At 40.1% G+C, this 23,632-nt stretch carries 21 protein-coding genes; 17 read left to right on the forward strand and 4 right to left on the reverse strand.

The window, feature by feature from the left end:
* Window positions 1-8 precede the first annotated feature (8 nt).
* Window positions 9-1,169 (forward strand): cellulase family glycosylhydrolase, encoded by a 1,161-nt coding sequence (locus QOL76_RS16210; protein WP_283414021.1) that lies wholly within the window; start codon window positions 9-11, stop codon window positions 1,167-1,169.
* Between the two features lie 58 nt (window positions 1,170-1,227).
* Here the strand turns inward: QOL76_RS16210 and QOL76_RS16215 are convergent, their stop codons facing one another.
* Window positions 1,228-2,556, reverse strand: coding sequence for a DUF5723 family protein (locus QOL76_RS16215; RefSeq protein WP_283414022.1), 1,329 nt, complete (start codon window positions 2,554-2,556; stop codon window positions 1,228-1,230).
* Between the two features lie 205 nt (window positions 2,557-2,761).
* Window positions 2,762-4,762 (reverse strand): alpha-ketoacid dehydrogenase subunit alpha/beta, encoded by a 2,001-nt coding sequence (locus QOL76_RS16220; protein WP_283414023.1) that lies wholly within the window; start codon window positions 4,760-4,762, stop codon window positions 2,762-2,764.
* 320 nt (window positions 4,763-5,082) lie between these two features.
* Between QOL76_RS16220 and QOL76_RS16225 the strand changes: the two genes are divergently transcribed.
* The 11 genes from QOL76_RS16225 to QOL76_RS16275 all read left to right on the forward strand — a co-directional run bounded on the left by QOL76_RS16225 (window position 5,083) and on the right by QOL76_RS16275 (window position 18,119).
* The gene (locus tag QOL76_RS16225; RefSeq protein WP_283414024.1) at window positions 5,083-6,177 is read left to right on the forward strand and encodes a hypothetical protein; all 1,095 of its coding nucleotides are present in this window, start codon (window positions 5,083-5,085) and stop codon (window positions 6,175-6,177) included.
* Between the two features lie 329 nt (window positions 6,178-6,506).
* Entirely contained in the window at window positions 6,507-7,820 is a 1,314-nt protein-coding gene (rimO, locus tag QOL76_RS16230) for a 30S ribosomal protein S12 methylthiotransferase RimO (RefSeq protein WP_283414025.1), read from the forward strand.
* A gap of 77 nt (window positions 7,821-7,897) precedes the next feature.
* Window positions 7,898-8,443 carry an REP-associated tyrosine transposase gene (locus QOL76_RS16235; protein ID WP_283414026.1) on the forward strand — a complete coding sequence of 182 codons (546 nt, stop codon included), beginning with the start codon at window positions 7,898-7,900 and terminating at the stop codon, window positions 8,441-8,443.
* Between the two features lie 295 nt (window positions 8,444-8,738).
* Window positions 8,739-9,338 carry a hypothetical protein gene (locus QOL76_RS16240; RefSeq protein ID WP_283414027.1) on the forward strand — a complete coding sequence of 200 codons (600 nt, stop codon included), beginning with the start codon at window positions 8,739-8,741 and terminating at the stop codon, window positions 9,336-9,338.
* A 9-nt stretch (window positions 9,339-9,347) separates the two neighbouring features.
* Window positions 9,348-10,349, forward strand: a complete 1,002-nt coding sequence (locus QOL76_RS16245; protein ID WP_283414028.1) for a sensor histidine kinase — start codon at window positions 9,348-9,350, stop codon at window positions 10,347-10,349.
* Entirely contained in the window at window positions 10,346-11,020 is a 675-nt protein-coding gene (locus tag QOL76_RS16250; protein ID WP_283414029.1) for a LytR/AlgR family response regulator transcription factor, read from the forward strand. The genes QOL76_RS16245 and QOL76_RS16250 overlap by 4 nt, the downstream gene beginning before the upstream one ends.
* Window positions 11,021-11,412: 392 nt before the next feature.
* Window positions 11,413-12,576 carry a hypothetical protein gene (locus QOL76_RS16255; protein ID WP_283414030.1) on the forward strand — a complete coding sequence of 388 codons (1,164 nt, stop codon included), beginning with the start codon at window positions 11,413-11,415 and terminating at the stop codon, window positions 12,574-12,576.
* A 214-nt stretch (window positions 12,577-12,790) separates the two neighbouring features.
* Window positions 12,791-13,786 carry an adenosine kinase gene (locus tag QOL76_RS16260; RefSeq protein WP_283414031.1) on the forward strand — a complete coding sequence of 332 codons (996 nt, stop codon included), beginning with the start codon at window positions 12,791-12,793 and terminating at the stop codon, window positions 13,784-13,786.
* 191 nt (window positions 13,787-13,977) lie between these two features.
* Window positions 13,978-15,306 (forward strand): M16 family metallopeptidase, encoded by a 1,329-nt coding sequence (locus QOL76_RS16265; RefSeq protein WP_283414048.1) that lies wholly within the window; start codon window positions 13,978-13,980, stop codon window positions 15,304-15,306.
* A gap of 26 nt (window positions 15,307-15,332) precedes the next feature.
* Entirely contained in the window at window positions 15,333-17,381 is a 2,049-nt protein-coding gene (locus tag QOL76_RS16270; RefSeq protein ID WP_283414032.1) for a M16 family metallopeptidase, read from the forward strand.
* A gap of 9 nt (window positions 17,382-17,390) precedes the next feature.
* Window positions 17,391-18,119, forward strand: a complete 729-nt coding sequence (locus tag QOL76_RS16275; protein ID WP_283414033.1) for a peptidase, M16 family protein — start codon at window positions 17,391-17,393, stop codon at window positions 18,117-18,119.
* 53 nt (window positions 18,120-18,172) lie between these two features.
* Here QOL76_RS16275 and QOL76_RS16280 read toward each other — a convergent pair whose 3' ends face one another.
* Window positions 18,173-19,816 carry a M61 family metallopeptidase gene (locus QOL76_RS16280; protein WP_283414034.1) on the reverse strand — a complete coding sequence of 548 codons (1,644 nt, stop codon included), beginning with the start codon at window positions 19,814-19,816 and terminating at the stop codon, window positions 18,173-18,175.
* 141 nt (window positions 19,817-19,957) lie between these two features.
* Between QOL76_RS16280 and rpmH the strand changes: the two genes are divergently transcribed.
* Genes rpmH through QOL76_RS16305 form a run of 5 tightly spaced genes read left to right on the forward strand, consistent with a single transcriptional unit; the run spans window position 19,958 to window position 23,409 of the window.
* Window positions 19,958-20,116: a 50S ribosomal protein L34 gene (rpmH, locus tag QOL76_RS16285; protein WP_091698287.1), complete on the forward strand. Its 159-nt coding sequence runs from the start codon at window positions 19,958-19,960 to the stop codon at window positions 20,114-20,116.
* A 48-nt stretch (window positions 20,117-20,164) separates the two neighbouring features.
* The gene (gene rnpA / locus QOL76_RS16290) at window positions 20,165-20,554 is read left to right on the forward strand and encodes a ribonuclease P protein component (protein ID WP_283414035.1); all 390 of its coding nucleotides are present in this window, start codon (window positions 20,165-20,167) and stop codon (window positions 20,552-20,554) included.
* A complete protein-coding gene (locus tag QOL76_RS16295) occupies window positions 20,547-22,208 on the forward strand; it encodes a S41 family peptidase (RefSeq protein WP_283414036.1) in 1,662 nt (553 codons plus the stop codon). Before rnpA ends, QOL76_RS16295 begins: the two co-directional genes overlap by 8 nt.
* 5 nt (window positions 22,209-22,213) lie before the next feature.
* Window positions 22,214-22,903, forward strand: a complete 690-nt coding sequence (gene tsaB / locus QOL76_RS16300; RefSeq protein ID WP_283414037.1) for a tRNA (adenosine(37)-N6)-threonylcarbamoyltransferase complex dimerization subunit type 1 TsaB — start codon at window positions 22,214-22,216, stop codon at window positions 22,901-22,903.
* Window positions 22,900-23,409: a DUF2480 family protein gene (locus tag QOL76_RS16305; RefSeq protein WP_283414038.1), complete on the forward strand. Its 510-nt coding sequence runs from the start codon at window positions 22,900-22,902 to the stop codon at window positions 23,407-23,409. Before tsaB ends, QOL76_RS16305 begins: the two co-directional genes overlap by 4 nt.
* On the opposite strand, the gene QOL76_RS16310 is transcribed toward QOL76_RS16305, so the two are convergent.
* Window positions 23,388-23,632, reverse strand: a 245-nt coding sequence (locus QOL76_RS16310) for a hypothetical protein (RefSeq protein ID WP_283414039.1), incomplete at its 5' end; no start/stop codon positions are given. The two genes, QOL76_RS16305 and QOL76_RS16310, sit on opposite strands and share 22 nt — an antisense overlap.

The raw sequence follows: 23,632 nt of genomic DNA on the forward strand, positions 1-23,632 counted from the left end.
ATTAACCCATGAACACCTCAGATTCCCGAAGGAATTTCCTTAAAAAATCCGCTTTGCTTGGTACAGGTCTTAGCTTAGCTGGCAGTACTTCACTTCAGGCTTTTGCCGAAATTGCCAAATCCAAAAACAAACTACCCGCCTGGAAAGGCTTTAACCTATTGGACTTTTTCTCAGATCATCCTGATCGGGGCAGACCCACCAAACCAGAATACGTGAAATGGATCGCCGATTGGGGATTTGATTTTGCCAGAATTCCTATTTCCTATCCAAGCTACCTGGATATAGATCGCTCCCGTCCGATTCGTCCAGACGAGGTATTGAATTTTGACGAAAGTCGATTGGATAAAGTGGACGAACTCGTCGAGCGCTGTATTTCTCAGGGTTTGCATGTAAGCTTGAATCTGCATCGTGCACCTGGTTTTTGCATCAACGCAGGCTTTGTAGAACCCTATAATCTCTGGAAAGATCAGGAAGCACAAGATGCATTCTGTGCGCACTGGGAAATGTGGGCAAAGCGATACAAAGGAATCTCTAAGAAGAAATTAAGCTTTGATCTGGTCAACGAGCCTTATCAGCGTGAAGATCCCAATGATCAGCACAGTCCGGGGGGACCAGTAGATGTAGTGGATTATCATCAGGTCGCCAAAGCTGCTTTGGAAACCATCAAATCAGTGAAAAAGTCTCGATTAGTGATAGCGGATGGAAATGGTGGGGGAGGTACGGCAATGCCAGAATTTGCGGATTTGGAGCTGGCGCAAAGTTGCCGAGGGTATCACCCATTCCCGATTTCACATTATAAAGCAGGTTGGGTGTATAAAGATCCTTCAACTGTTCCTCCGGTAGATTGGCCATTGACGCAAGGGGAAAGGACGCTTGGCATTGAAGAAATCAGACGGTATTATGCGCCTTGGAAAGCGTTAGTTGATCAGGGAATTGGTGTGCATTGCGGAGAATGCGGCTGCTATAATGAAACTCCCCATGAGGTATTTCTGAGTTGGTTTGGGGACGTGCTGACAGTTTTAAAAGAAAATGGAATTGGGTTTGGGATTTGGGAATTTTCAGGAGCTTTTGGAGTAATGAATTCCGGAAGAAAAGACGTGGAATATGAAGACTGGTACGGTGAGAAACTTGATCGGAAGTTTTTGGAATTACTAAGAGCTCAGATTTGAAAAAGTCATAGAGTAAGTAAAAAAGGTCAGGGATTTCGAAATCCCTGACCTTTTTGCATTAATAAGGGGAAACCTTATACAATGGAATTTTCAAGCCTACATATACATCAGCACTTTTGGAAGAGCTGGAAATTAGATTTGTCAAAATTGATCCTGAACCTATGGTTACAGGACCAGCCCGGAAACCAAAACCCCAAGCTAGGCTTGAATCGTATTGTCTTACACTAATAGGGCTGTAAACACTTATCCATCTCATTTCAAATCGAGGAGTGACTGAGAATGCATTGATAATATTGCTGACAGGAATATCAGATACTTTTTTTACAGAGAGTGCTCCTTGAGCACTCACAAAAAACCTATTGGTGATGCTATAATCAGCAAAAACCTGAATAGCTGTTGGTAGGCCAAACTTAGTTTTTTCTAACGTTTCTGACCCTGGGTAATTGTCCGCAAGAACTTCCTCTAGGTCTTTTTCGTCAAATTCATTAGCATCAATTGTGGCATTCATGTCATATCTGAAATTACTTGTGCCGCTGTAATTAATAGCCCCGATATCCGTCACAGCTAGCCCAACTCTTAATTTGTAAGGGTTTTCATCCCAATTATCTGAATCTCTAAATTCATACACCACTCCCAGATCTGCTCCAAAACCACCCGTGATATCTGCAAAATCAATTTCCTCTGAGTCAAAACCAGAAGTGTAACCATAATTCAGATTACCTGCCGTAGTAAGTGCTTCGTTTGTAGAATTGTAATTAGCTGATAAATTTGGGCTAAATCCAAAAACTCCACCCGCACCAGCTAGGTATTTGATTGTGGCACCAGCCTTTAAGAAGTGCTTATCCTTTTCCACAACTACTCTTCCGTAAGTAAGTCCGAATTCTGCCCAAGCGTGGACGACTCCTGAAAGATCATCCATTGAGACATTGAAATTATCTACATCCTCATCGCCAGAGGTGACTTCGTAAAGCTCGCCGCCAATATTATGGATGTTGAAAAATGCTCTTGCACGCGTAGTGATTCCTATACTACTTTTTTCATTGAGATTGAAAAGGGCAGAGGGGCCGAGGACATCTATATTTCCAAAGAAATTATTGTTGTCCATTGGGTTTGTTTCGGCATCTGTGTCAAAGTCAAAACCATTATCGAATTTACTGATATCACTGAGATCAATGCTGATGAAATCATTTCCGACGAAAGCACTGACAGAAAAAAGATTGATGTCCAATTTCATTCTGGAATCGGCAGCATTTGCCGGGTTGATAAGCACGGAATGAACACCGCTATAATTATCAACTGTGCTTCCTACATAAGATTGGGCCTTGACTAGCGAAATAGACAGGGCAAAAAGTAATGTTAATAGTAATTTAAAATAGCTTTTTCTCATAGTTTGAGTATTTAAAAAGGGTTGATAAAATAAATTGGAATGTTGTGAATACGATAATAGACGCAATTATTTATTAGGTGAAAAATACTTTTAATCCTATTATCGCCAAAGGCATAATTCGATTATGGTCTATTTGGGTTAGAAAATGGTTTCCTGGGTTTAGGATTACACTAGGGTAAACTAAAAAAATGAATTTTGAATCTGCTTAAAACTCATTCAATCGCTTTAGTTTTTCTTTAAATCGCTCTACTGGCAAAAACTGTTTTTCAAGATTCGATGCAAAGGGAACTGGGGTGTCCAGACTTCCTTCCCGCATGACAGGAGCATCCAAATATTCAAAACAATGTTCTGAAATCCAAGCACATATTTCAGCTCCAATTCCACCCGTCAGGCAATCTTCCTGTAAGAATATAACCTTACCTGTTTTTTTGACAGTAGTTTTTACTGCTTCGCTATCCCAAGGCAATAGCGTCCTCAAATCTAAAATATCGGCTGACAAACCCAGTTCTTCCGTGGCTTTCAATGCCCAATGAACTCCCATTCCATAGGTGATGATGGAAATTTCGCCTCCTTCTTTTACCAAATTTGCTTTGCCAATTTCAACGGTATAAAATTCGTTTGGAATCTCAGCGCTTATAGATCTATACATTCCCTTATGCTCAAAGTAGAGGTATGGATTTGGATCTTCGAAAGCCGCATTCAGCAGGCCTTTCGCATCGTAAGGGTTGGATGGATAGATAATTTTAAGTCCTGGAGTATGGAAAAACCAAGCTTCGTTGGATTGGGAATGGAAAGGTCCGGCAGCCATTCCAGCGCCAGTTGGCATGCGAATTACCACATCAGCTTGCTGTCCCCAACGGTAATGGATTTTTGCCAGATTATTGACTATTTGATTAAAGCCTACAGAAACAAAATCAGCGAATTGCATTTCAACCATGGCTTTGTAGCCCCTGATGGAAAGTCCAAGTCCAGTTCCTATGATCGCGCTCTCGCAAAGTGGTGTATTACGCACTCGATCAGCACCGAATTGTGCCTTGAAACCATCTGTGATTTTGAAAACTCCCCCGTAATCTCCTATGTCTTGACCCATTAGAATGAGATTAGGGTATTTTTCCATGGATTGACGGAGCCCATCTGAGATTGCGTCAACTAGTCGCTTTTCGGATTTTGGCGAGTTTGGAGAAGGTGAAATAACTTCCTGCGAAAATGGCGCATAAACATCCCTTAGTTCAGTTTCTAGGTTAGGGGAAATGGCTTCCTCAGCGAAGGCAATATCCAACCCATCATTTATGGCTTTTTTGACTTTTTTATTAATCCGTTCTTTTGACTTCCCATCTAGCACGCCTAATTCTTCCAAGAAGTGCTCGTAGTTTTCCACGGGATCCAGTTTGCTCCAATCCTCCATCAGTTGCTTCGGAACGTACTTGGTTCCTGAAGCTTCCTCGTGTCCTCTCATCCGAAAAGTGATGGCTTCTACTAAAACAGGGCGTGGGTTTTGACGGATATCTTCAGCTAGATTTTTGATGGCAGTATATACTTCGAGTACATTATTTCCTTGGATTCGAATAGCTTCCATTCCATATCCAGGACCTTTGTCTGTGAAGTGTTTGAAGGCGAATTGCTCTTCACTCGGTGTAGAAAGTCCGTAGCCATTATGCTCCACCACAAAGATTACAGGCAATTTCCAGACCGCTGCCACATTCAAACCCTCGTGAAAATCACCTTCTGAACTTGCACCATCTCCTGAAAAAACAACCGTTACTTTCTTTTCTTGCGATAGCTTATCCGCTAAAGCAATTCCATCTGCAATGGCTAACTGAGGGCCAAGATGAGAGATCATTCCTACGATATGATGCTCGATTGAGCCAAAGTGAAAGGAGCGATCCCGGCCTTTGGTGAAACCCGAAAGCTTTCCCTGAAACTGCGCGAAAAGTCGCTCCAAAGGCATATTTCTTCCAGTGAAAATCCCCAGATTTCTATGCATGGGAAGGATGAATTCGTCTTCATTCAGAGCATTTACTACCCCAATAGAAATTGCTTCCTGACCCCAGCCACTAAACCATTTGGATATTTTACCTTGGCGTAATAGAATCAGCATTTTTTCCTCGATCCTGCGAGGTATGATGAGCGATTCGTAGAGTTCTATCAGTTTTTGATCAGTTAGATTCTTTCGGTCGAAAGCTAAAGTTGCGGTAGTGATTTCCATGGAATGGCGATTTCCATCCTAAGTTACAGGAAGGAAGCAAAAAGGCAAAGGAAGAATCCGCGCCCTGCAAAAGGGCCCCGACGTGAATCGGGGCGAAAAATAAATGCAAGGAGTTAAAAAGTTTGCTGTACGTCTCAAAAGTAGAAAAAAGGGGTTGCTCCAACTCAGAAAGCGAGTTAAGCTTAGTTTAAGATTATGTAGTTGGAAATGATCTTTAGATAATATTGGCTTAAGAAAGCAAAAAAATCATTTGGTAATAGGCTGATGTCCAAAAGAAAATGGAAATTGAGAACATAACTTTAACCCAAAATCTAGCACCTATGAAAATCAAGTCACTCACCCTTTTAGTCAGTATTTATTTTTTAACTGCCCTTGCTGTATTCTCCCAAACTCCACGCAAAACTTTAGTCAGCATTTCTTCAGATAAATTTTATATCAATAATGAATTGACTTATGCTGGTCAAATATGGAATGGACATACTATTGAAGGTTTATTGATGAATTCAAGAATGGTGCAAGGAGTATTTGATGATCTAAATGCGGAAACTGTTAAAAATTGGGTGTATCCAGACACTAAGAAATGGGATGCAGATCGGAATACGGATGAATTTGTAAGCCATATGGCTAAATGGAAGTCTTACGGCTTGTTATCCTTTACGATTAACCTGCAGGGAGGAAGTCCGTACGGCTATTCTCAAAGTCAGCCTTGGATCAATTCTGCCTACACCGAAAGTGGAGAGCTACGACCTGCTTATTTCAATCGCTTGGAGAGGATATTGGATAAAGCAGATGAATTGGGAATGGCGCCTATGCTTGGACTGTTTTATTTTGGGCAGGATGAAAACCTTGCTGATGAAAAAGCTGTGGTAAATGCTGTGAGCAATGTAATTGACTGGTTGCACAGCAAAGATTATAGAAATGTGCTAATCGAAGTAAACAATGAATGTAATATTCGCTATGATCATCCAATTCTTCAGCCTGAGCGAGTTCATGAATTGATAGATCTGGTGAAAAGTAAGCAGAAAAATGGGTTTCGATTTCTTGTGAGCACTAGCTATGGTGGGGGAGAAGTGCCAAAGGAAAATGTCGTGCGAGCTTCCGATTTTATTTTGCTTCATGGCAATGGTGTGAAAGATCCGAGAAAGATTATTGAGCAGGTGGAAGCGACTCGTAAGGTGAATGGATATATGGATAAACCAATCGTTTACAATGAAGACGATCATTTCAATTTTGATCAGGATTTAAACAATTTTACCGCTGCGGTTTCCGCCTACGCTTCCTGGGGTTATTTTGATTTCCGCATGAAGGATGAGGGATTTGAAGAAGGGTATCAAAGTGTGCCAGTTGATTGGGGAATCAACTCTGAGCGGAAGAAGGGTTTTTTCGAGTTGTTGAAGGAGATAACGGGGTATTGAAGAATTTAAAATGAAGAATTTAAAATTTTGAAACTCGCATAAACTCTATCAGAGAAGCAAAACCTTTGAGGTTTTACAAACCTCGGAAGTTTAGTTAAAATTAATCCCAATCCTGAAAGTTTTCACTTGCAAGAATAGAAAGAGCTGCCTTTTTAATAGAGGCAGTCTGAAGACTGCAAATTGGTAAGCACAAGTCATGAGACTTGGGCTAGGTGGTTTATGTTTAGAGATTAGGCTCATTTTAAATTTCAAATTCTCAAATTTTAAATTCAAAAAAGTGTGAAGCTACTTTTTTGTCTACCTTTGCAGCCTCAAAAAGTAGGAAAACTGTGAAAGCGAGAACGTTAAAAAAAGACAAAGTCAATATTGTAACCATGGGTTGCTCCAAGAATCTTGTTGATTCGGAGGTGCTACTTACCCAGCTTCGAGGCAATGGCATCAACGCTACCCACGAGTCGGGCACGGATGACAATAACATCATCATTATCAATACTTGCGGGTTTATTGACAATGCAAAGCAGGAGTCTATCGACACCATTTTGCAGTATGTGGATGCCAAAGAGCAAGGTTTGGTGGACAAAGTCTATGTGACAGGGTGTCTTTCGCAGCGTTACAAAGATGATCTGGAGAAGGAAATTCCTCAGGTCGATGCATTTTTTGGCACTAGAGATTTGCCAGCGATTTTGAAGAAATTCAAAGCAGACTACAAGCATGAGTTGGTAGGAGAGCGTTTATTGACACACTCTTCGCACTATGCCTATATGAAGATTTCCGAAGGCTGTGATAGACCTTGTTCCTTCTGCGCTATTCCTATTATGCGTGGCGGACACATTTCCAGACCAATTGAAGAATTGGTGAAGGAAGCGGAGCATAAAGCCGCTGGCGGAACGAAGGAGTTACTTTTAATCGCTCAGGACTCTACCTATTACGGATTGGATATCTACAAAAAGCGGAATCTCGCTGAGTTGATGCGCAGACTTTCTGATGTGAATGGCATTGATTGGATTCGTCTACATTATGCCTATCCAACTGGTTTCCCGATGGACGTAATCGAAGTGATGAAGGAGCGGGAGAATATCTGTAATTACCTGGACATTCCTTTGCAGCATGGCTCTACTGATGTGCTGAAGGCTATGCGTCGAGGTACAACTCGCGAAAAACAAGAAAACTTAATTCACAGCATCCGTGATATTTTGCCTGATATAGCGATACGTACAACCCTAATTGCTGGTCATCCAGGTGAAGGAGAAAAGGAATACCAGGAGATGGTAGACTTTGTAGAGCGAATGAAATTTGAGCGTTTGGGAGTATTTACCTATTCTCATGAGGAAAACACGCATGCTTATTCTATGGAAGACAACATTCCACAGGAAGTGAAGCAGGAGCGTGCAAACAACTTGATGGAGATTCAGGAACAGATTTCTTACGATTTGAACCAAGAGAAAATCGGCAAGACTTTCAAAGTCCTAATTGATAAAAAAGAAGGCGGTCACTTCGTAGGCCGTACAGAATACGATTCTGTTGAAGTGGATAATGAAGTGTTGATCGATGCTTCAAAATTCTATTGCCGAGTTGGGGACTTTGTAAATGTGAAAGTTACTGATGCTACAGAGTTCGATCTGTATGCGGATGTGGAGGAATAAGGTAGTAAAGTAGGTTATGCTGCTTCTCCTGAAGCAGCATTTTTACTATATTGAACAGACTTTTAAAACTGATTTTTATGAGGCCTTTCCAGGTTTCAGACCAACATGCTATTTATTTTTTGACACTAACAATTGTGGAATGGATAGATGTTTTCACCAGAAAAGAATACAAACTAGAAGTAGTCGAAAGCCTAAATTTCTGTATTGACAGAAAAGGATTAGAGATTTTTGCATGGTGCTTGATGTCTAACCACCTTCATTTGCTATGCAGGTCGAAAGAAGCATTTCGACTCAGTGATACACTTCAGGATTTTAAGAAATTTACAGCAAAAAAGATCTTAGCTAGTTTGGAAAAAGAATCAATAGAATCTCGTGCTTCTTGGATTTTAAAAGCTTTTAAAGAAAAAGGAGCTAGTCAAAGTAGAATAACCAATTATAAGTTTTGGATGGATGGGCTCCATGCAGTAGCTGTCGAATCAAATCATTTTTTGGAACAGAAACTGCATTACATTCATCAAAATCCGGTTGAAGCTATGATTGTAGATGAACCAGAGGAATATTTGTTCAGCTCCGCGAGAGATTATGCTGGCAGGAAAGGATTGGTAAAAGTAGGATTGTACTAGTTCTATAGTGCTGCTTCTCCAGAAGCAGCACAACGGAGTTTGATCTGTATGCTAATGTGGAGGGATAAATATAATAAGTCCTGCTTCTGGAGAAGCAGGACAACGACACTAGTTATGCTGCTTTTCCGAAAGCAGCATTTTTGGTTTTCATAATGCAGATTTCGAAGAACCCCAAAAAATCTAAATCCTTAAAATCCCTTGTTCGTCTGGAGATTTGCTGTGTTCATAGAGATTTTTTTCTCGATCTTAGTTAATTAGCCAATTTGAGCCTGTCAACAACTCAAATATTCTAATTATGCAAAAAGCAAAATCAATTCTCGCAATTGGACTTTTGGTAGTCTTATTAAATTCCTGTGTGTATTCACTGTTTCCTATTTACACAGATGATACGCTAGTATATTTCCCGGAATTATTAGGTCGATGGGAGATGAATGATGAAGATTATGTTGAATTTAGTAATACTTCTTCCGGGCCTAATTTTTTTGGTTCATCCGAATCTGCCGACTTATCTAAAAATAAAGAATACGCTATTGAGATTATGGAAGGTGGGGATTTAATTAAATTCAAAGGCCATATTGCCAAAATAGGGAACGACTTATTTCTAGACTTGTATCCTGACGATCCTTATTCAGCTGAGGGTTTAGGTTCTAATATGATTCCAGTGCATACTTTTGCTAAATTGAAATTCAGCGATATGCAACTATACCTGACTCCTTTTGATTTACAAAAACTGAATAAGCTTTTTGAAAGTAATCTGATCCGATTGAGACATGAAAATGTGGACGGAACGATCCTAATTACAGCTCAGCCTAAGGAAATTCAGAAATTTATCGACAAATATTCTGATGATGAATCGGTGTTTGAGGATACGGAGACTTACCAAAAAGCCAGCTAATCAGGAGTTATGATCAAGCTCATCAACTCAAAATGGTTTCAGCATCCGGTTTTTTGGATACTTTCCATTTATGCGATCGGAAATTATTTTTCGATATCGAGTGTCTTCAAGTTTATAGATGTTTTTTATGCCTTGCTTTTCCATGTTCCTCTGTTCTTTCTAGTTTATTTCAATTTAAGAGTACTGATTCCCAGGTTTCTCGACCAAGGAAAATACCTGCTTTACTTTCTGAGCATTCCCTTGCTTTTATTGGCGACTTATGTGATTCATGAACTCACGTTTGAGGTAATGTTTCCGCTATTGGATTCTGAGTTCTATATGGTTTCCTTCACAGAGTGGCAGGTCTTGCTGAGTATTTTCTTGATTTATCTGATTTTGACTACGCTTATAAAATTGTCAAAATCCTGGTACACACTGCAGCAAGTTGAGAAAGAGAAATTGTCTCTTGAACTCAATTCTCTGAAAACTCAGATTAACCCTCACTTTCTGTTTAATAGCCTGAATAGCATTTATTCGCAGGCTTTGGCCAAAAGCGATCAGACTTCTGAAACAGTTTTGGAGCTTTCTAATTTGCTTCGATACATGCTTTATGAGGTGGAAGAGGATAAAGTGCCTTTGATCAAAGAAGTGGAAATGCTTGAAAATTACATCGAGTTGCAAAAACTCAGGTTAGAAGAGGGATCCAAAGTCGGGTTTACAATTGAAGGTGATTTGGACCGTGTGGTGATTGCACCTTTGTTGTTATTCCCTTTGGTGGAAAATGCGTTCAAACATGGAATGAAAGATGATTCTAAACATGCATTTATAGAAATCAAGCTGAAGGTGGATACAGGTATCTCTTTTTCGATCAGGAATAAATTGGGTCAGATTGATGATATGGAGAAAGGGAAATATGGAGGAATTGGTCTTGAAAATGTGAAAAGAAGGTTAGAGCTTATTTATCCAAAATCTCATGAGTTTGAGATTTTAAAAACCAAATCCGAATTTCGAGTTAATTTGACACTTATATGATCCGATGTGCAATCATAGATGACGAACCGCTCAGCCGGGATGTTTTGAGACAATTCATTTCTGATCATCCAGATCTAATTCTCGCTGGAGAATACAAAGATGCATTGGAGTCAATCTCAGGAATTGAGTCCAATCCCGTGGACTTGCTTCTGCTGGATATCAATCTTCCTAAGCTTTCTGGTATCAATTTTTATAAAAGCTTATCAAATAAGCCTCTGGTAATTTTCACTACAGCATATCCGGAATTTGCCTTGGATGGCTTTGAACTTAATGCTGTCGATTACCTGATGAAGCCAATTCCCTTTGATCGCTTTTTGCAAGCCATACAGAAAGTAAGAGAGCGCCTGAAGACTCAGCAGGATTCTCCAGAGTTTATTATGCTGAAGGTGGATAAAAAGCTTTACCGAACAGCTTTTGAGGATGTTTTATTTTTTGAGGCTTTCGGAGATTATGCTAAAGTGTATTTGGAAAATCAGGTGTTGATCATTACTTCGACGATGAAGAAAATGGAGGCTGAATTACCGAAGGAGCTTTTCGTGAGAACACACAAATCCTTTATCATTAATACTTCCAAAGTAGAATTTATCGAAGGGAATCAAATTAAAATTGGGAGTAAAATGATACCTATTGGTATGCGGTACCGTGAGAATCTGCTGGAGCAATTGAATTGAGGTATACATAATCACTGTTATGCTGCTTCTCCAGAAGCAGCATTTAAAAAATTAAGAGATGTTGATTTTAGTCGGTATAATCCTATTTGAAATAGGTGTTTATTTATACCGAAAGGTTATTGTTCCTGACAAAGTTGGTCTTCACAAATTCAATTACGAATACAAATTCCGGAGAAATGCTTTGATCTACTTCTTAATGATAGGAGGTGTTATTATGGTAGTGAGAGAATTGATCTTTTGGATTTGGTTTTAGTTTAATGTTCAATTCATGCGATATTTTGCCTTTACTTCGCGCTTTCTTCGCGGTCTTAGCGGCTAAAAACAATCCATCCTCATACTCATTTTTGCCCTTTCACCCGATCTACCTAATTTAGCATTCTAAAATCACCCGAATGCAATTGATCGAAGTCACCACGCCAGCCCATCAAAAAGAGTTTATCGAGATGGCTGTGAGGTTATATAAAAATGAAAAAAATTGGATCCGGCCTCTTGACGCAGATATCGAGGGGCTTTTTCATAAAGAAACCAATAAGCTATTTCGAAATGGAGCCAAAGCCAAGCGCTGGATTTTGCAAAATGACAAACAAGAAACCATCGGTCGTGTAGCAGCTTTCATCAATCCTAAGATGAAGGAAAAACAACCGACAGGAGGTTTAGGATTCTTTGAATGTATTGACGATCAAGATGCGGCATTTTTACTTTTTGATACGGCAAAAGCCTGGCTGGAAAGCGAAGGAATGGAAGCCATGGACGGACCGATTAATTTTGGAGAGCGCGACAAATGGTGGGGATTGCTCGTGGATGGATTCACAGAGCCTAATTATAATATGCCGTGGAACTTTAAATACTACCAAAAGTTCTTCGAGGATTACGGTTTCCAGATTTACTTCAAGCAGTTTACCTACGCGAGAAATGTTCAGGGCTTAGGCTTTGATGAGAAAATGATAGCCAGAGCAAAAGTGGTTATGGATAATCCTGACTATGAATTCCATTACCTGAAGGGAAAGGAGCTAAAGGAAAAGGCGCCGGAATACTTTATGACTGTCTATAATAAAGCCTGGGCAAGGCACATGGGGAAATCACTTGCGCTAAAAGAAGCACAAATGATGTTTGCCAAGATGAAACCGATTATTGACGAAAAGCTGATTTACTTCGGGTTTTATAAAGGCGAACCCGTTTCCTTCTTTATTCAGATTCCGGAAATTAACCAGATCTTCAAGCATGTGAATGGCAAAATGGACTTGATCGGTAAACTCAAATTTCTTTGGTACAAAACCTTCTCACCTCCCAACAAAATGCTGGGTTTGGTGTTTGGTGTAGTGCCGGAGCATCAGGGAAAAGGGGTGGAGAGTGCGATGATAATCACCTACGACAAGATGAGCGGCAAGCCTGATTTCCAATACAAAACTATCGAGATGAACTGGATTGGCGATTTCAATCCAAAGATGATGCGTGTTTGTGAACAGCTTTTGGCAGATATTTATAAGACACATCATACCTACCGTTATTTGTTTGATCGAGAAAAGCCATTCGAAAGACACCGCATATTTGATTGACCTTCGCCATTTACGATTTGAGATTTATGATTTACGAGATCTTTTTATGCTATTGAGATATTCTCCCAATTAGCCTTTGAAGTCTCTTTAAGCCTAATCTTTTAACAGTAATTTCGAATGAAGAATGCTGAATGTTGAATATCGAAGTATCGATAACCACTGAAATCAATTTTCCAATATTTCAATTTTAAAATTTTCCAATACAGAATAAAAAATGAAAAAATACGACGTAACCGGCATAGGGAATGCCTTAGTAGATATAGAATTCAAAGTAAAAGATCAGTTTTTTACTGACAATGGCGTGGAGAAAGGGCTCATGACTTTGGTGGATGAGGATCGTCAAAATGCTCTCATGGCGGTGATCAACACCGAAGAAGCAAAGAAGCAATGTGGAGGTTCAGCAGGAAATACAGTAATCGCTATTTCTCAGTTTGGAGGTAAATCCTACTATTCCTGTAAAGTTGCAAATGATGAACTTGGCCACTTCTATATGAATGACATGAAGGATGCGGGTGTCTCTCACAACTTGAATGAAAGCAGTTTGGCGGAAGGTATCACAGGAAAATGCCTAGTGATGGTGACTGAAGACGCTGAACGTACGATGAATACGTTTTTGGGGATCACACAGACCTATTCCACTGCAGATGTGGACGAAGCAGCGATTAAAGATTCTCAATATTTATATATCGAGGGCTACCTGATCACTTCTGAGAATGGTAAGCAAGCGATGAAGCATGCAAAGAAAATCGCTGAAGATAATGGGGTAAAAGTAGCCTTGACTTTCTCCGATCCGGCTATGGTGAAGTACTTTAGAGACCCCATGACTGAGGTGATCGGTGCAAGTGTGGATTTACTCTTTGCTAATGAGGAAGAAGCGATGACTTTCACAGGAAAGGATAATTTGCTTGAAGCCCGTGAGGAATTGAAGAAAGTAGCTAAGCACTTTGTAATCACGCAGGGGAAAAACGGTGCCATGATCTTCGATGGAGATACCTTTATTGATATCGAACCTTATGCAACAACCGCGATCGATTCGAACGGAGCAGGAGATATGTTTGCGGGAGCCTTTATGTATGGCATTACAAACGGGCACAGTTATGCCTCAAGCGGGAAGCTTGCATCCATGGCGAGTTCGAAAATTGTAAGTCAATTTGGTCCTAGGCTTCAATGGCATGAAGCAAAAGATATTTTAGCAAGACTAAATCCATAAAATAAGGCCCTGAAAAATGATTATTCAGGGCCTTATTTTTTATTAATATATCTTCCTAAATTTTTAGATTAGAGTTAAATGTTATTTTTTTAGGGAAATTTAGGATGAATGGTGAACAATAAGTTTGAATTTGTCTTTTGAAGTTACCATTCAAAGATTTTATCAATGAGAATATAATCCAACATACAATGATGAGAAAACTTACTGCTTTGGGGTTAGTAGCAGGAATGCTGAGTATTCCTGCTTTTGCTCAAACCAAAATTGAGTTCAAGGAATTTGACTTGGACAATGGGCTGCATGTGATCATGCACCAGGACAATACCACGCCAATCGTGGTGACATCGGTTCTTTACCATGTAGGATCTAAGAATGAGCAACCGGATAGAACTGGATTTGCACACTTTTTTGAGCACTTGATGTTTGAAGGGTCGGAGAATATCGAAAGGGGAGAATACATGAATATTATCCAGTCGCACGGAGGTACTTTGAATGCTTACACTTCAAATGACATTACCTATTACTACGAGTCTCTGCCTTCTAATGAGTTAGAGCTGGCGCTTTATATGGAAAGTGAGCGCATGCTGCATTCCAAAGTAGATCAAACTGGAGTAGAGACGCAGCGTGAGGTAGTAAAAGAGGAGAAACGCCAGAGTTACGACAACAGACCTTATGGTAGTATTTTAATCGAAACGTTGAAAAGAGCCTATTCTGTTCACCCGTATCGCTGGGCTCCAATAGGTTCGCTTGATGATTTGAATGCGGCTTCTATTGAGGAGTTTCAGCAGTTTTATAAGGATTTCTATGTGCCAAACAATGCTACGTTGACAATAGCTGGAGATATAGACTATGCGAAGACAGAAGAATGGGTGAAGAAATATTTCTCCGAAATCCCAAAAGGAACCAAGGAGATCTACAGACCTGATATTACAGAACCTAAGAAAACTGCCGAAATCAGGGATATAGTATATGACAATATTCAGATTCCAGCAGTGATTCAGGCTTACAATCTTCCACCTAAAACTCACAAGGATTCCTATGCAATGTCTATGCTTTCTACGTATTTGACAGGAGGGAATTCTTCCTTGATGACCAAGGAGTTGGTAGATAAGCAACAAAAAGCGTTGGCACTTGCTGCAATTCCTCTTGACTTAGAAGATGGAGGTATTTTTATCATGTATGGCATCACAAATATGGGAGTAGAACCAAAGGATCTGGAGACAGAAATCGATAAACTGGTGAAACAGGTTCAGGAAGAAGGCATTTCTGACCGAGATTTTGAAAAGCTACAAAACATCATGGAAAACAATATTGTGAGTGGAAATTCCTCCATGGCGGGTGTAGCAGAGAATCTTGCTGAAGCTCATGTGATCTATGGCAATACGAATTATGTCAATAAGGTAATGGACGCCTATGGTCAAGTCACCAAGGAAGACCTTCAGAGAGTAGCCAAAGAATATTTGACGTTGGATGGCCGTGTGGTATTGTATTATTTACCAAAATCTGCCGAAGCAGCTCAGTAATTGAATCACCTTAAAATCGAAATGACATGAAGAAAATAACAATATCCTTTGTATTGAGCCTTTTGGTGTCTATCGTGAGCTTTGCTCAGGTGGACAGAAGCCAGTTTCCAAAAGCAGGGCCAGCACCGGTAATAAAAATTGGCGAAGCAGAGACTTTTACCCTAGAGAATGGCTTGAAAGTTTTTGTAGTAGAGAATGATAAACTGCCTAGAGTATCCTTCACACTTGTATTTGAAAGAGACCCGATCATGGAAGGAGATAAAGCTGGGATGACAGGTTTTGTAGGTGAAATGCTTACAGCTGGTACAGCTAACCGTACAAAAGATGAGCTGGATGAGGAAATCGATTTTATCGGTGCATCTCTAGGGGCATCTTCTACATCTGTTTCTGCTTCTTCTTTGAAAAAACATCAGGACAAAGTTCTTGATTTGATGACTGATGTCCTGTTCAATCCGGTTTTTCCTCAAGAGGAATTAGATAAGTTGAAGAAGCAATCGATCACTGCTTTGGCAACCAGCAAAGATGAGCCAGGTGCTATTTCCAGCAGACTATCAAATGCGATGGTGTATGGAAAAGACCATCCATATGGCGAAGTCCAAACTGAAGAGTCTTTGACAAATGTGACGGTGGAAGATATCAAAACGTATTACGAGACATTTTTCAAACCAAATGTAGCTTACCTGGCAATTGTCGGAGATATGAGTAAAGCAGAAGCGGAGAAAGTGGTGAAGTCTTATTTCAGTGACTGGGAGCAGGGTGATGTGCCATCATTTACGTATCCTAAGCCTGCGCCAGCAGATAAGAATATGGTAGCCTTGGTGGATAGAAGTTCATCAGTACAGACGGTAATTGATATTGCTCAGCCGATTGAGTTGAAAGTTGGCGATGAAGATTATATTCCAAGTAGAGTGCTAAATCAAATTTTTGGTGGAGGTTCTTCTTCCCGCCTTTTCATGAATCTCCGTGAGGACAAAGGTTATACTTATGGAGCCTATTCCTCTTTTGCTCCAGACAAATTGGTAGGTCAATTCTCTGCCAATGCGTCGGTACGTACAGAAGTGACGGATTCTGCAGTGTATGAATTCATCTATGAAATCAATAGACTGGTAAAAGATGGAGTAACGCAGGAAGAATTGGATAAAGCGAAAGCCAACTTGGCAGGTTCATTTGGAAGATCGCTTGAGAGTCCTTCTACCATAGCAAGTTTTGCATTGAATATCGAGCGTTATGACCTTCCAAAAGATTACTACGAGACGTATTTGCAAAAAATGAATGCGCTGACCGTAGCAGATATTAACAAAACAGCTGATGATCTAATTGATCCTTCGAAACTGTACATTACAGCAGTGGGTAACGGGACTGAGATCAAGGATAAATTAGCTCAGTTTGGAGAGGTCATGATGTTTGACAATATGGGCTTCCCTGCCAAAGAAATGGCAGCTGTAGATGCAGATATGACATCTGAAAAAGTGATTGAAAACTACATAGCTGCAATTGGCGGAAAAGCTAAAGCAAGTGCTATCAAAGCGGCAAAATTAGAAATGGTGGCCGAAGTGATGGGTACTCAGTTAACCATTGAGTTGATTCATGATGATGCCAATATGAGATTTGCCCAAAAGACCCTAGTAGGAGGGAATGTAATGCAGACTTCGGTCGTGAAGGATGGTAAAGGTACGGCAAGTGTTCAAGGTCAATCCATGGCTATGACCGATGAGCAAGTTGATGCTGCTAAACTTGGAACCTACTTTATACCAGAATTATATTTTGGAACAATGGGGTATACCTTGACGCTAGATGGCATTAAGGATGTAGAAGGAACTCCAGCATATAAGGTAATCGTGGCAACTCCATTAGGGTCATCGGTAACCAATTACTACTCAGTAGAATCTGGATTGAAAATCAAAAATGAAAACCCAGTTTCAGGAGATACATTTTACAGTGATTATCAAGAGAAAAATGGCGTCTTGATTCCAATGACCCAAACGATTAAATCAGCTATGATTCCTGTGCCTTTGGAGGCAAAAATCACTAATCTTGAAATTAATCCAGAATTGACTGAAGCAGATTTTAACTAAATAAATCAAATGAAAAAGACAATAATAATACTGGCATTTAGCCTATTGGTAGCTCCAATGGCGTCAGAAGCTCATGTGGTAGCCGAAGAAGGTTCAATCATAGTCAAAGATGAGAATTCGGTCAAAGAAGTGATCGATAACTACATCAAAGCCACAGGTGGAGAATCCAAGATGAAGGCGATTTATAACGTGGAAATGAACATGGAAGCCGAAATTCAAGGAATGAAATTGCTCATCCAGGGAATAACTGATCAGAAAAATGAGCGCATGCTAAACGTCACGGAGGTGAATGGTAATGTAATGTCAAAGACTGTCGTCAAAGACGGAGCTGGTACTGTTTCTGCAATGGGGCAGGAGCAAACGTTGACTGATGAGCAAGTTGCAGCAGTATTGAAAAACCAGATTTATGCTTTCCGTGAGTTGTATCTAGATGATTTAGGAATCGCTGTCACATTTGAAGGAACGGCTGAAGTGGAAGGTGAGCAAGCCTATAAGCTGGCGTTTGATGCTGGTGGAGATGGAAACACTACGGAATATTATAGTGTTGCTTCTGGTTTAAAGCTTCAGACTGAATCTCCCGCTGCTGGGAAAATTGTTTACAAAGATTACAAAGAAGTAGATGGTTTGATGATGCCGATGACTATGGTCATCACCAACAGCATGTTGCCTATGCCTCTTAAAGCTAATATCACATCTATAGAGTTCAACCAAGATTTGGATGACTCGGTGTTCAATTAAGAATTGAAATAGTTAGTTAAGAAAGGGCTGTCAGCTTTGTCAGCCCTTTTGCTTTATCTACCAATCCAAACAACTCTTTTAGGGTTGTTTTTTTTGTCTAAAATCTGATAGTCTTTAAATAGAAATTCGCTGGATTTAGTTAGGACCACTTCTATTTTTCTCCCGAATCTATCGAGGGATAACTTAATAGTTGATTCAGATATTTCTTGCTTCTTGATGATATCTCCAATTTGGAGTTTGGAATACGCTTCGCTTTTTGGATGAACCTTCGCAACCTTACCATCCTCTGATTTGATGATTCCAAAATCTGAGGCTAAGCTATCATCTTTACATTTTTTCGTGAGATCAAAACCAAGCGATGATAGGTGTTTCTCCACCAATGGGAAAATATCTTCTTTTCCTGCGATAAAGTCGTCGTAGAACTGATTGAAATAGATAGGATGGCTAGTCTGTGAAAGCACCACTTCCCACACTTCTTCCAGCGTATAGCCAATTTTCGTTTTCCCAAATTTCTTCCAAAGCATCTTCAGCACCTGATGAAGAGATGAATTCTCATCCAAAAGCATCTCGTCTAGACAAAACGCTATCAAAGCACCATGGGTGTAAATACTCACTTTTTTATCAGGTATTCCAGCCACATAGCCATCTATCCAGAGATCAAAGCTGGACTCTAAGATGGATTGATTTTGCCAGCCGAAATTCACTGCTTCACGGTTCAGGACTTTTTCAAATGTTTGGAAATATTCCTCAAGGGAGAAGTATCCTGATCTCAACAAGAAAATATCTCCCATGTAAGTTGTGACACCTTCTACCATCCATCCGGCTTCATGATAGGCTTCTTTGGAGAAATCGTAAGGCATAATTTCGATAGGCCTGATCTGGCACACATTCCAGGCGTGATACAATTCGTGACAACTCACACCCATGAGTTCATTTCTATGCTTTCTTTCTGCCAAACTCTCAGCAGGGCCAAATGTAATCACCGTTCCGCGCTGATGCTCGACACCATGATAATGTGAATAGGGCAGAAGTTGATAGATGAAGTGGTATTCCTCTACCGGAAACTCCCCGAAAGCCTCGATAAGCTTTTCTGCGAATTCCCTCACATCGGTTTTGAATTTTGAAAGGTCAAAGTGAATTTCTCCATTAAACCATAAATGGAATTTGACTTCATCGATTTCAAATGACTGGTGAGTTATGCTTTGCGAAGCTAGAAAGGAGCTATCCGCTAAATGCTGAAAATTGGAGGCAAAATATTCATTGTTTTCGCTGAGTAGGGTAGTACAAGACTGAAAGTGCTGCCGGTGATTTATTTCTACTGTAATCCTTTCTTCGGAACGACCTTCCACCTCAAAACAGCAATTAACAAAGTTCAGGTAAAGTTGCTCGTCATCGACCCAGCAAGAGCCCGCATCCATCTTAGCGCAGTAATATTCATAACGAATCTGGTACTCTCCCACATGGTCGGGACTGAATTCCCATAGATCTTTAGTCAACTTGGAATGAGAAATTGTGTCTCCATTTGGTGAGATAACTTGGAGACCTCGAATATTTTGAACGTAATTTGAAAGCTGATAACGTCCTGCTCTCCAAGCGGGCAGCTGTAGTCGCACCTGTGAAAGATGCCTTACAGGAATGTATAGCGTGATTTGTATGAATTGAGATACTGGATTTTGGGATTCTATTAGGAATTTCATTGTGGTTAAGTTGAATGAATTCAAACAAATGTTATTTGGCTTGTTTGCATTTAAGGAAATGGTACTTATCTTTGCATTCCTTTTTGGGAGGCAAACCAAGGAGACTTAATCAAGCAAGCAATTAGATAAAGATATTCGATCATGAAAAGAACATTTCAACCTTCTCGTAGAAAAAGAAAAAATAAGCACGGCTTTAAAGAAAGAATGTCTTCTGCTAACGGTAGAAGAGTACTGAAAGCTAGAAGAGCAAAAGGAAGACACAAGTTGACTGTTTCTTCTGAAAAGACATTGAAGAAGTAATTCTTAGCACTGATTTTCGTATGTTCACGTACGATTATAGTCCTTGTGATGAATTACAGACTCCCAAAAAGTGAGCGGCTTCATGCCGACAAACTTATCAAGGAACTTTTTAACGAAGGTTCCTCTTTTTTTTTGTACCCCTTTAAAGTCCAATTTTTTGTTAAAAAGGATCAGGGTAGTGGAACCTCTCAGGTGCTTTTCTCCGTTTCGAAGAAGAAGATCAAAAAGGCTGTCGGGCGAAACTTTGTAAAACGAAGGATGCGCGAGGCCTATAGGCTTAACAAAGCGTTGATTCCTCCCACAGCCCCAGCTATGTCGATTGGCTTAATTTATGTAAGTTCCGATCTGATGGAATTTTCAGAAATTCAGACTAAAATTATCCTGGCTTTAAAGAAACTTGCCACTATTGTAAGCGAAAACCAAAAACAGCATGCATAAATCATTGAAAAAATCCCTGCTGATCTTCCTACTGGGAGCAATTGCACTTACCGGATTTTTTGCATTCAATCCTAAGAACGACAAGCTATTTGCGATAGCTAAGAACATTGACATTTTCGCTACACTCATACGTGAACTAGACTCCTACTATGTGGATGATATTGATCCAGATGAATTAGTGACCATCGGTATCAATGCGATGTTGGAGGAATTGGATCCTTATACGACTTATGTTCCTGAGGAGGATTCGGATGATTATCGAATGATGACGACTGGGGAATATGCTGGGATTGGTGCTTTGATAGGAAATCGGGGAGAAGGAAGCATGGTAATCATGCCTTATACGGGGTTTCCTGCGCAGACGGTCGGCCTGAAGATAGCTGATTATATATTGAAAATAGACTCTACTGACGTGACGACCTTGGGAACGTCAGATGTTTCTACACTTCTTAAAGGCCCTGCTAATACGCCTGTGCATCTGCAAATTAAAAGAGATCAGGATACGCTTGAGTTTGATGTGATTCGTAAGAAAATAGCGATCAAGAATGTTCCTTATTACGGAAAATTGAACGACAATACAGGTTACATTAAGTTGGCCGAGTTCACTACCAATGCTTCTACGGAAGTAAGAAATGCGCTTGTTGATTTGAAAAGCCAAGGCATAGATCGATTGGTTTTGGACGTTAGGGATAATCCAGGTGGCTTGGTTAATGAAGCCGTTGAGATTATTAACCTATTTATTCCAAAAGGAAAAGAAGTGGTGAAGACTATAGGTAAGCTTGAAAATGTGAATTACACCTATAAGACTACCAAAACCCCTGTGGATAAGGATATTCCGATGGTTGTTTTGCTTAATGAGCATAGTGCTTCTGCATCAGAGATTGTTGCTGGTACGCTACAGGATTACGATCGGGCTGTTTTATTAGGAAGAAAATCATTTGGTAAAGGGTTGGTGCAAACTACAGTTCCATTGACCTACAATGCCCAGATGAAAGTGACTACCGCCAAATACTACATTCCAAGTGGTCGCTGTATTCAAGCCATTGACTATTTGCAAAGTAGAGAAAGCAACGAGTTGGTGACTGTTCCAGATTCATTGAGAAAGGCATTTCAAACCAAAAACGGGAGAACAGTATTGGATGGGGCAGGAATTGAGCCTGATGAGAGCGTAGAACAAAAAAGCTATGCGCCGATTTCATATAGTTTGGTTGCGAGAAATCATGTGTTTGATTATGGTACGAAGTATTTCTATGATCATCCTCAGATTGCAGATGCAGCCACTTTTGAGATTTCAGATTCAGACTATGCTGATTTCGTGAGTTGGCTAGAAGGAAAAGAGTACGATTACACAACCTACTTAGAGAAATCTGTGGAGGACATGCGCAAGAATGCTGAAAAAGTAGATTACTACGATGAGATCAAGGCGCAGATTGATTCTCTCGAAAAGAGAGTTAATCACAGTAAAGAGCAAGATTTGGTGACTAATAAAGAAGAGATAAAGAAAATTCTTTCTCAGGAGATAGTTTCCAGGTATTATTTTCAAGAAGGAATGATTGAATCAGGATTGCAGGATGACGAGGATGTAATGTTGGCGAAAGAGTATTTGAAGGATCTTGAGAAAGTAAAAATGGTTTTAACAGCCTCATCAAAATAAAGAGTATGGCAGTTATTCTTTCTTTGGAGACTTCTACACCGATATGTTCTATAGCACTACATGAAAGTGGAGCATTGATAAGAGAGAAGTCACTTGATCTCCCGGGAGCTCATTCAGAAAAGCTCATGGGGATGATAGATACTCTTTTGGACGAATGTCAACTTACCGTAGAAGATGTAGAGGCTGTTGCTGTATCTGAAGGACCTGGATCCTACACAGGATTGAGAATTGGAGTTTCGGTTGCCAAAGGATTGGCGTTTGCCAGAGAAATTCCTTTGATAGCAATCAGTACCTTGAAAGCAATGGCTTATGGTACGAAATCTTATGTAAATGACAATGGGCTGATCGTGGCAATGCTCGATGCGAGACGGATGGAAGTTTATCGGGAAGTTTTCGATCAGGAATTACACTCAGTTAACAAACTTGACTCTGAAATCATCGACGAGGAATCATTCACTTGTTTGCTTGATAGGGGTAAGGTGTATTTTGTAGGGGATGCTGTAAAGAAAGTGTCGGAGGTTATCCTGCACCCAAATGCTGTTTTTTTAGATATTCCAATTTCAGCGAATTATGTAGGGGCATTGGGTTATGAGAAGTTTCAAAGAGAAGAATTTGCCGACTTGGCTTATTTCGTCCCAAATTACCTGAAAGAGTTTAAAGCTCTTCAATCAAAAAAGAATCCATTGCTAATATGAGCGAGATAGTTAATAGAGTAGCGAGTAGCCCGCTTATCACGATCAATCTGGAAGAAATCTATCCTCGGGAAGAACGAGTGGTTTTTGACCTGAAACCATTTCTATTTCAGGAATTGATCTTAAGAGAAAAAGACTTTCGTGCCGCTCTGAAGGAAATTAATTGGACTCAGTATGAAAAAAAATGGGTCGCGATTACCTGTACAGTTGATGCTATAGTACCAAATTGGGCTTTTATGTTAGTAGCTACCTATCTCAATTCCATTGCCCGTGGCTTTGCTATTGGTGATTTAAAGGAGCTTGAAGTGATGATTTCCGAAGATTGTCTAAGAAAATTAGATTTAGAATCTTTCGTAGATAGGCCAGTTGTGGTCAAAGGGTGCAGTGATTTCCCTATTCCTTTATTCGCTTACGGCAAAATAATTTCTCTTATACAGAGCCGTGCAAAATCCATAATGTACGGAGAGCCTTGTAGTACTGTACCACTCTACAAAAAACAAAAGTCCTGATAATTAAAGCACTGCGAAAATCCATCTAATTTTTTGCGATTTTCTTTGTTATGATTCTTGCCGATAAATAAAAAAGGTAGATATTTGCACTCCCAAACGACGCAGACGGTGTTACGGGGGAGAGCGGGGAGCTGCTCTGGAAGAGTTTGAAAAACGGAAAAAATTAATTTTGCTGCGGGGTTTGGAAGTCGGAAATGATCTCTTACCTTTGCGCTCCCTTCAG

Origin of the sequence: Algoriphagus winogradskyi (genome assembly GCF_900182815.1) — a bacterium.
Lineage (GTDB): Bacteria > Bacteroidota > Bacteroidia > Cytophagales > Cyclobacteriaceae > Algoriphagus > Algoriphagus winogradskyi.

What these genes read in the sequence shown, in the direction of transcription:
- QOL76_RS16210 (WP_283414021.1), top strand. Translation starts at nt 9, where the DNA reads ATGAACACCTCAGATTCCCGAAGGAATTTCCTTAAAAAATCCGCTTTG.
- QOL76_RS16215 (WP_283414022.1), bottom strand. Translation starts at nt 2,556, where the DNA reads ATGAGAAAAAGCTATTTTAAATTACTATTAACATTACTTTTTGCCCTG.
- QOL76_RS16220 (WP_283414023.1), bottom strand. Translation starts at nt 4,762, where the DNA reads ATGGAAATCACTACCGCAACTTTAGCTTTCGACCGAAAGAATCTAACT.
- QOL76_RS16225 (WP_283414024.1), top strand. Translation starts at nt 5,083, where the DNA reads ATGAAAATCAAGTCACTCACCCTTTTAGTCAGTATTTATTTTTTAACT.
- QOL76_RS16235 (WP_283414026.1), top strand. Translation starts at nt 7,898, where the DNA reads ATGAGGCCTTTCCAGGTTTCAGACCAACATGCTATTTATTTTTTGACA.
- QOL76_RS16240 (WP_283414027.1), top strand. Translation starts at nt 8,739, where the DNA reads ATGCAAAAAGCAAAATCAATTCTCGCAATTGGACTTTTGGTAGTCTTA.
- QOL76_RS16245 (WP_283414028.1), top strand. Translation starts at nt 9,348, where the DNA reads ATGATCAAGCTCATCAACTCAAAATGGTTTCAGCATCCGGTTTTTTGG.
- QOL76_RS16250 (WP_283414029.1), top strand. Translation starts at nt 10,346, where the DNA reads ATGATCCGATGTGCAATCATAGATGACGAACCGCTCAGCCGGGATGTT.
- QOL76_RS16255 (WP_283414030.1), top strand. Translation starts at nt 11,413, where the DNA reads ATGCAATTGATCGAAGTCACCACGCCAGCCCATCAAAAAGAGTTTATC.
- QOL76_RS16260 (WP_283414031.1), top strand. Translation starts at nt 12,791, where the DNA reads ATGAAAAAATACGACGTAACCGGCATAGGGAATGCCTTAGTAGATATA.
- QOL76_RS16265 (WP_283414048.1), top strand. Translation starts at nt 13,978, where the DNA reads ATGAGAAAACTTACTGCTTTGGGGTTAGTAGCAGGAATGCTGAGTATT.
- QOL76_RS16270 (WP_283414032.1), top strand. Translation starts at nt 15,333, where the DNA reads ATGAAGAAAATAACAATATCCTTTGTATTGAGCCTTTTGGTGTCTATC.
- QOL76_RS16275 (WP_283414033.1), top strand. Translation starts at nt 17,391, where the DNA reads ATGAAAAAGACAATAATAATACTGGCATTTAGCCTATTGGTAGCTCCA.
- QOL76_RS16280 (WP_283414034.1), bottom strand. Translation starts at nt 19,816, where the DNA reads ATGAAATTCCTAATAGAATCCCAAAATCCAGTATCTCAATTCATACAA.
- rpmH (WP_091698287.1), top strand. Translation starts at nt 19,958, where the DNA reads ATGAAAAGAACATTTCAACCTTCTCGTAGAAAAAGAAAAAATAAGCAC.
- rnpA (WP_283414035.1), top strand. Translation starts at nt 20,165, where the DNA reads ATGAATTACAGACTCCCAAAAAGTGAGCGGCTTCATGCCGACAAACTT.
- QOL76_RS16295 (WP_283414036.1), top strand. Translation starts at nt 20,547, where the DNA reads ATGCATAAATCATTGAAAAAATCCCTGCTGATCTTCCTACTGGGAGCA.
- tsaB (WP_283414037.1), top strand. Translation starts at nt 22,214, where the DNA reads ATGGCAGTTATTCTTTCTTTGGAGACTTCTACACCGATATGTTCTATA.
- QOL76_RS16305 (WP_283414038.1), top strand. Translation starts at nt 22,900, where the DNA reads ATGAGCGAGATAGTTAATAGAGTAGCGAGTAGCCCGCTTATCACGATC.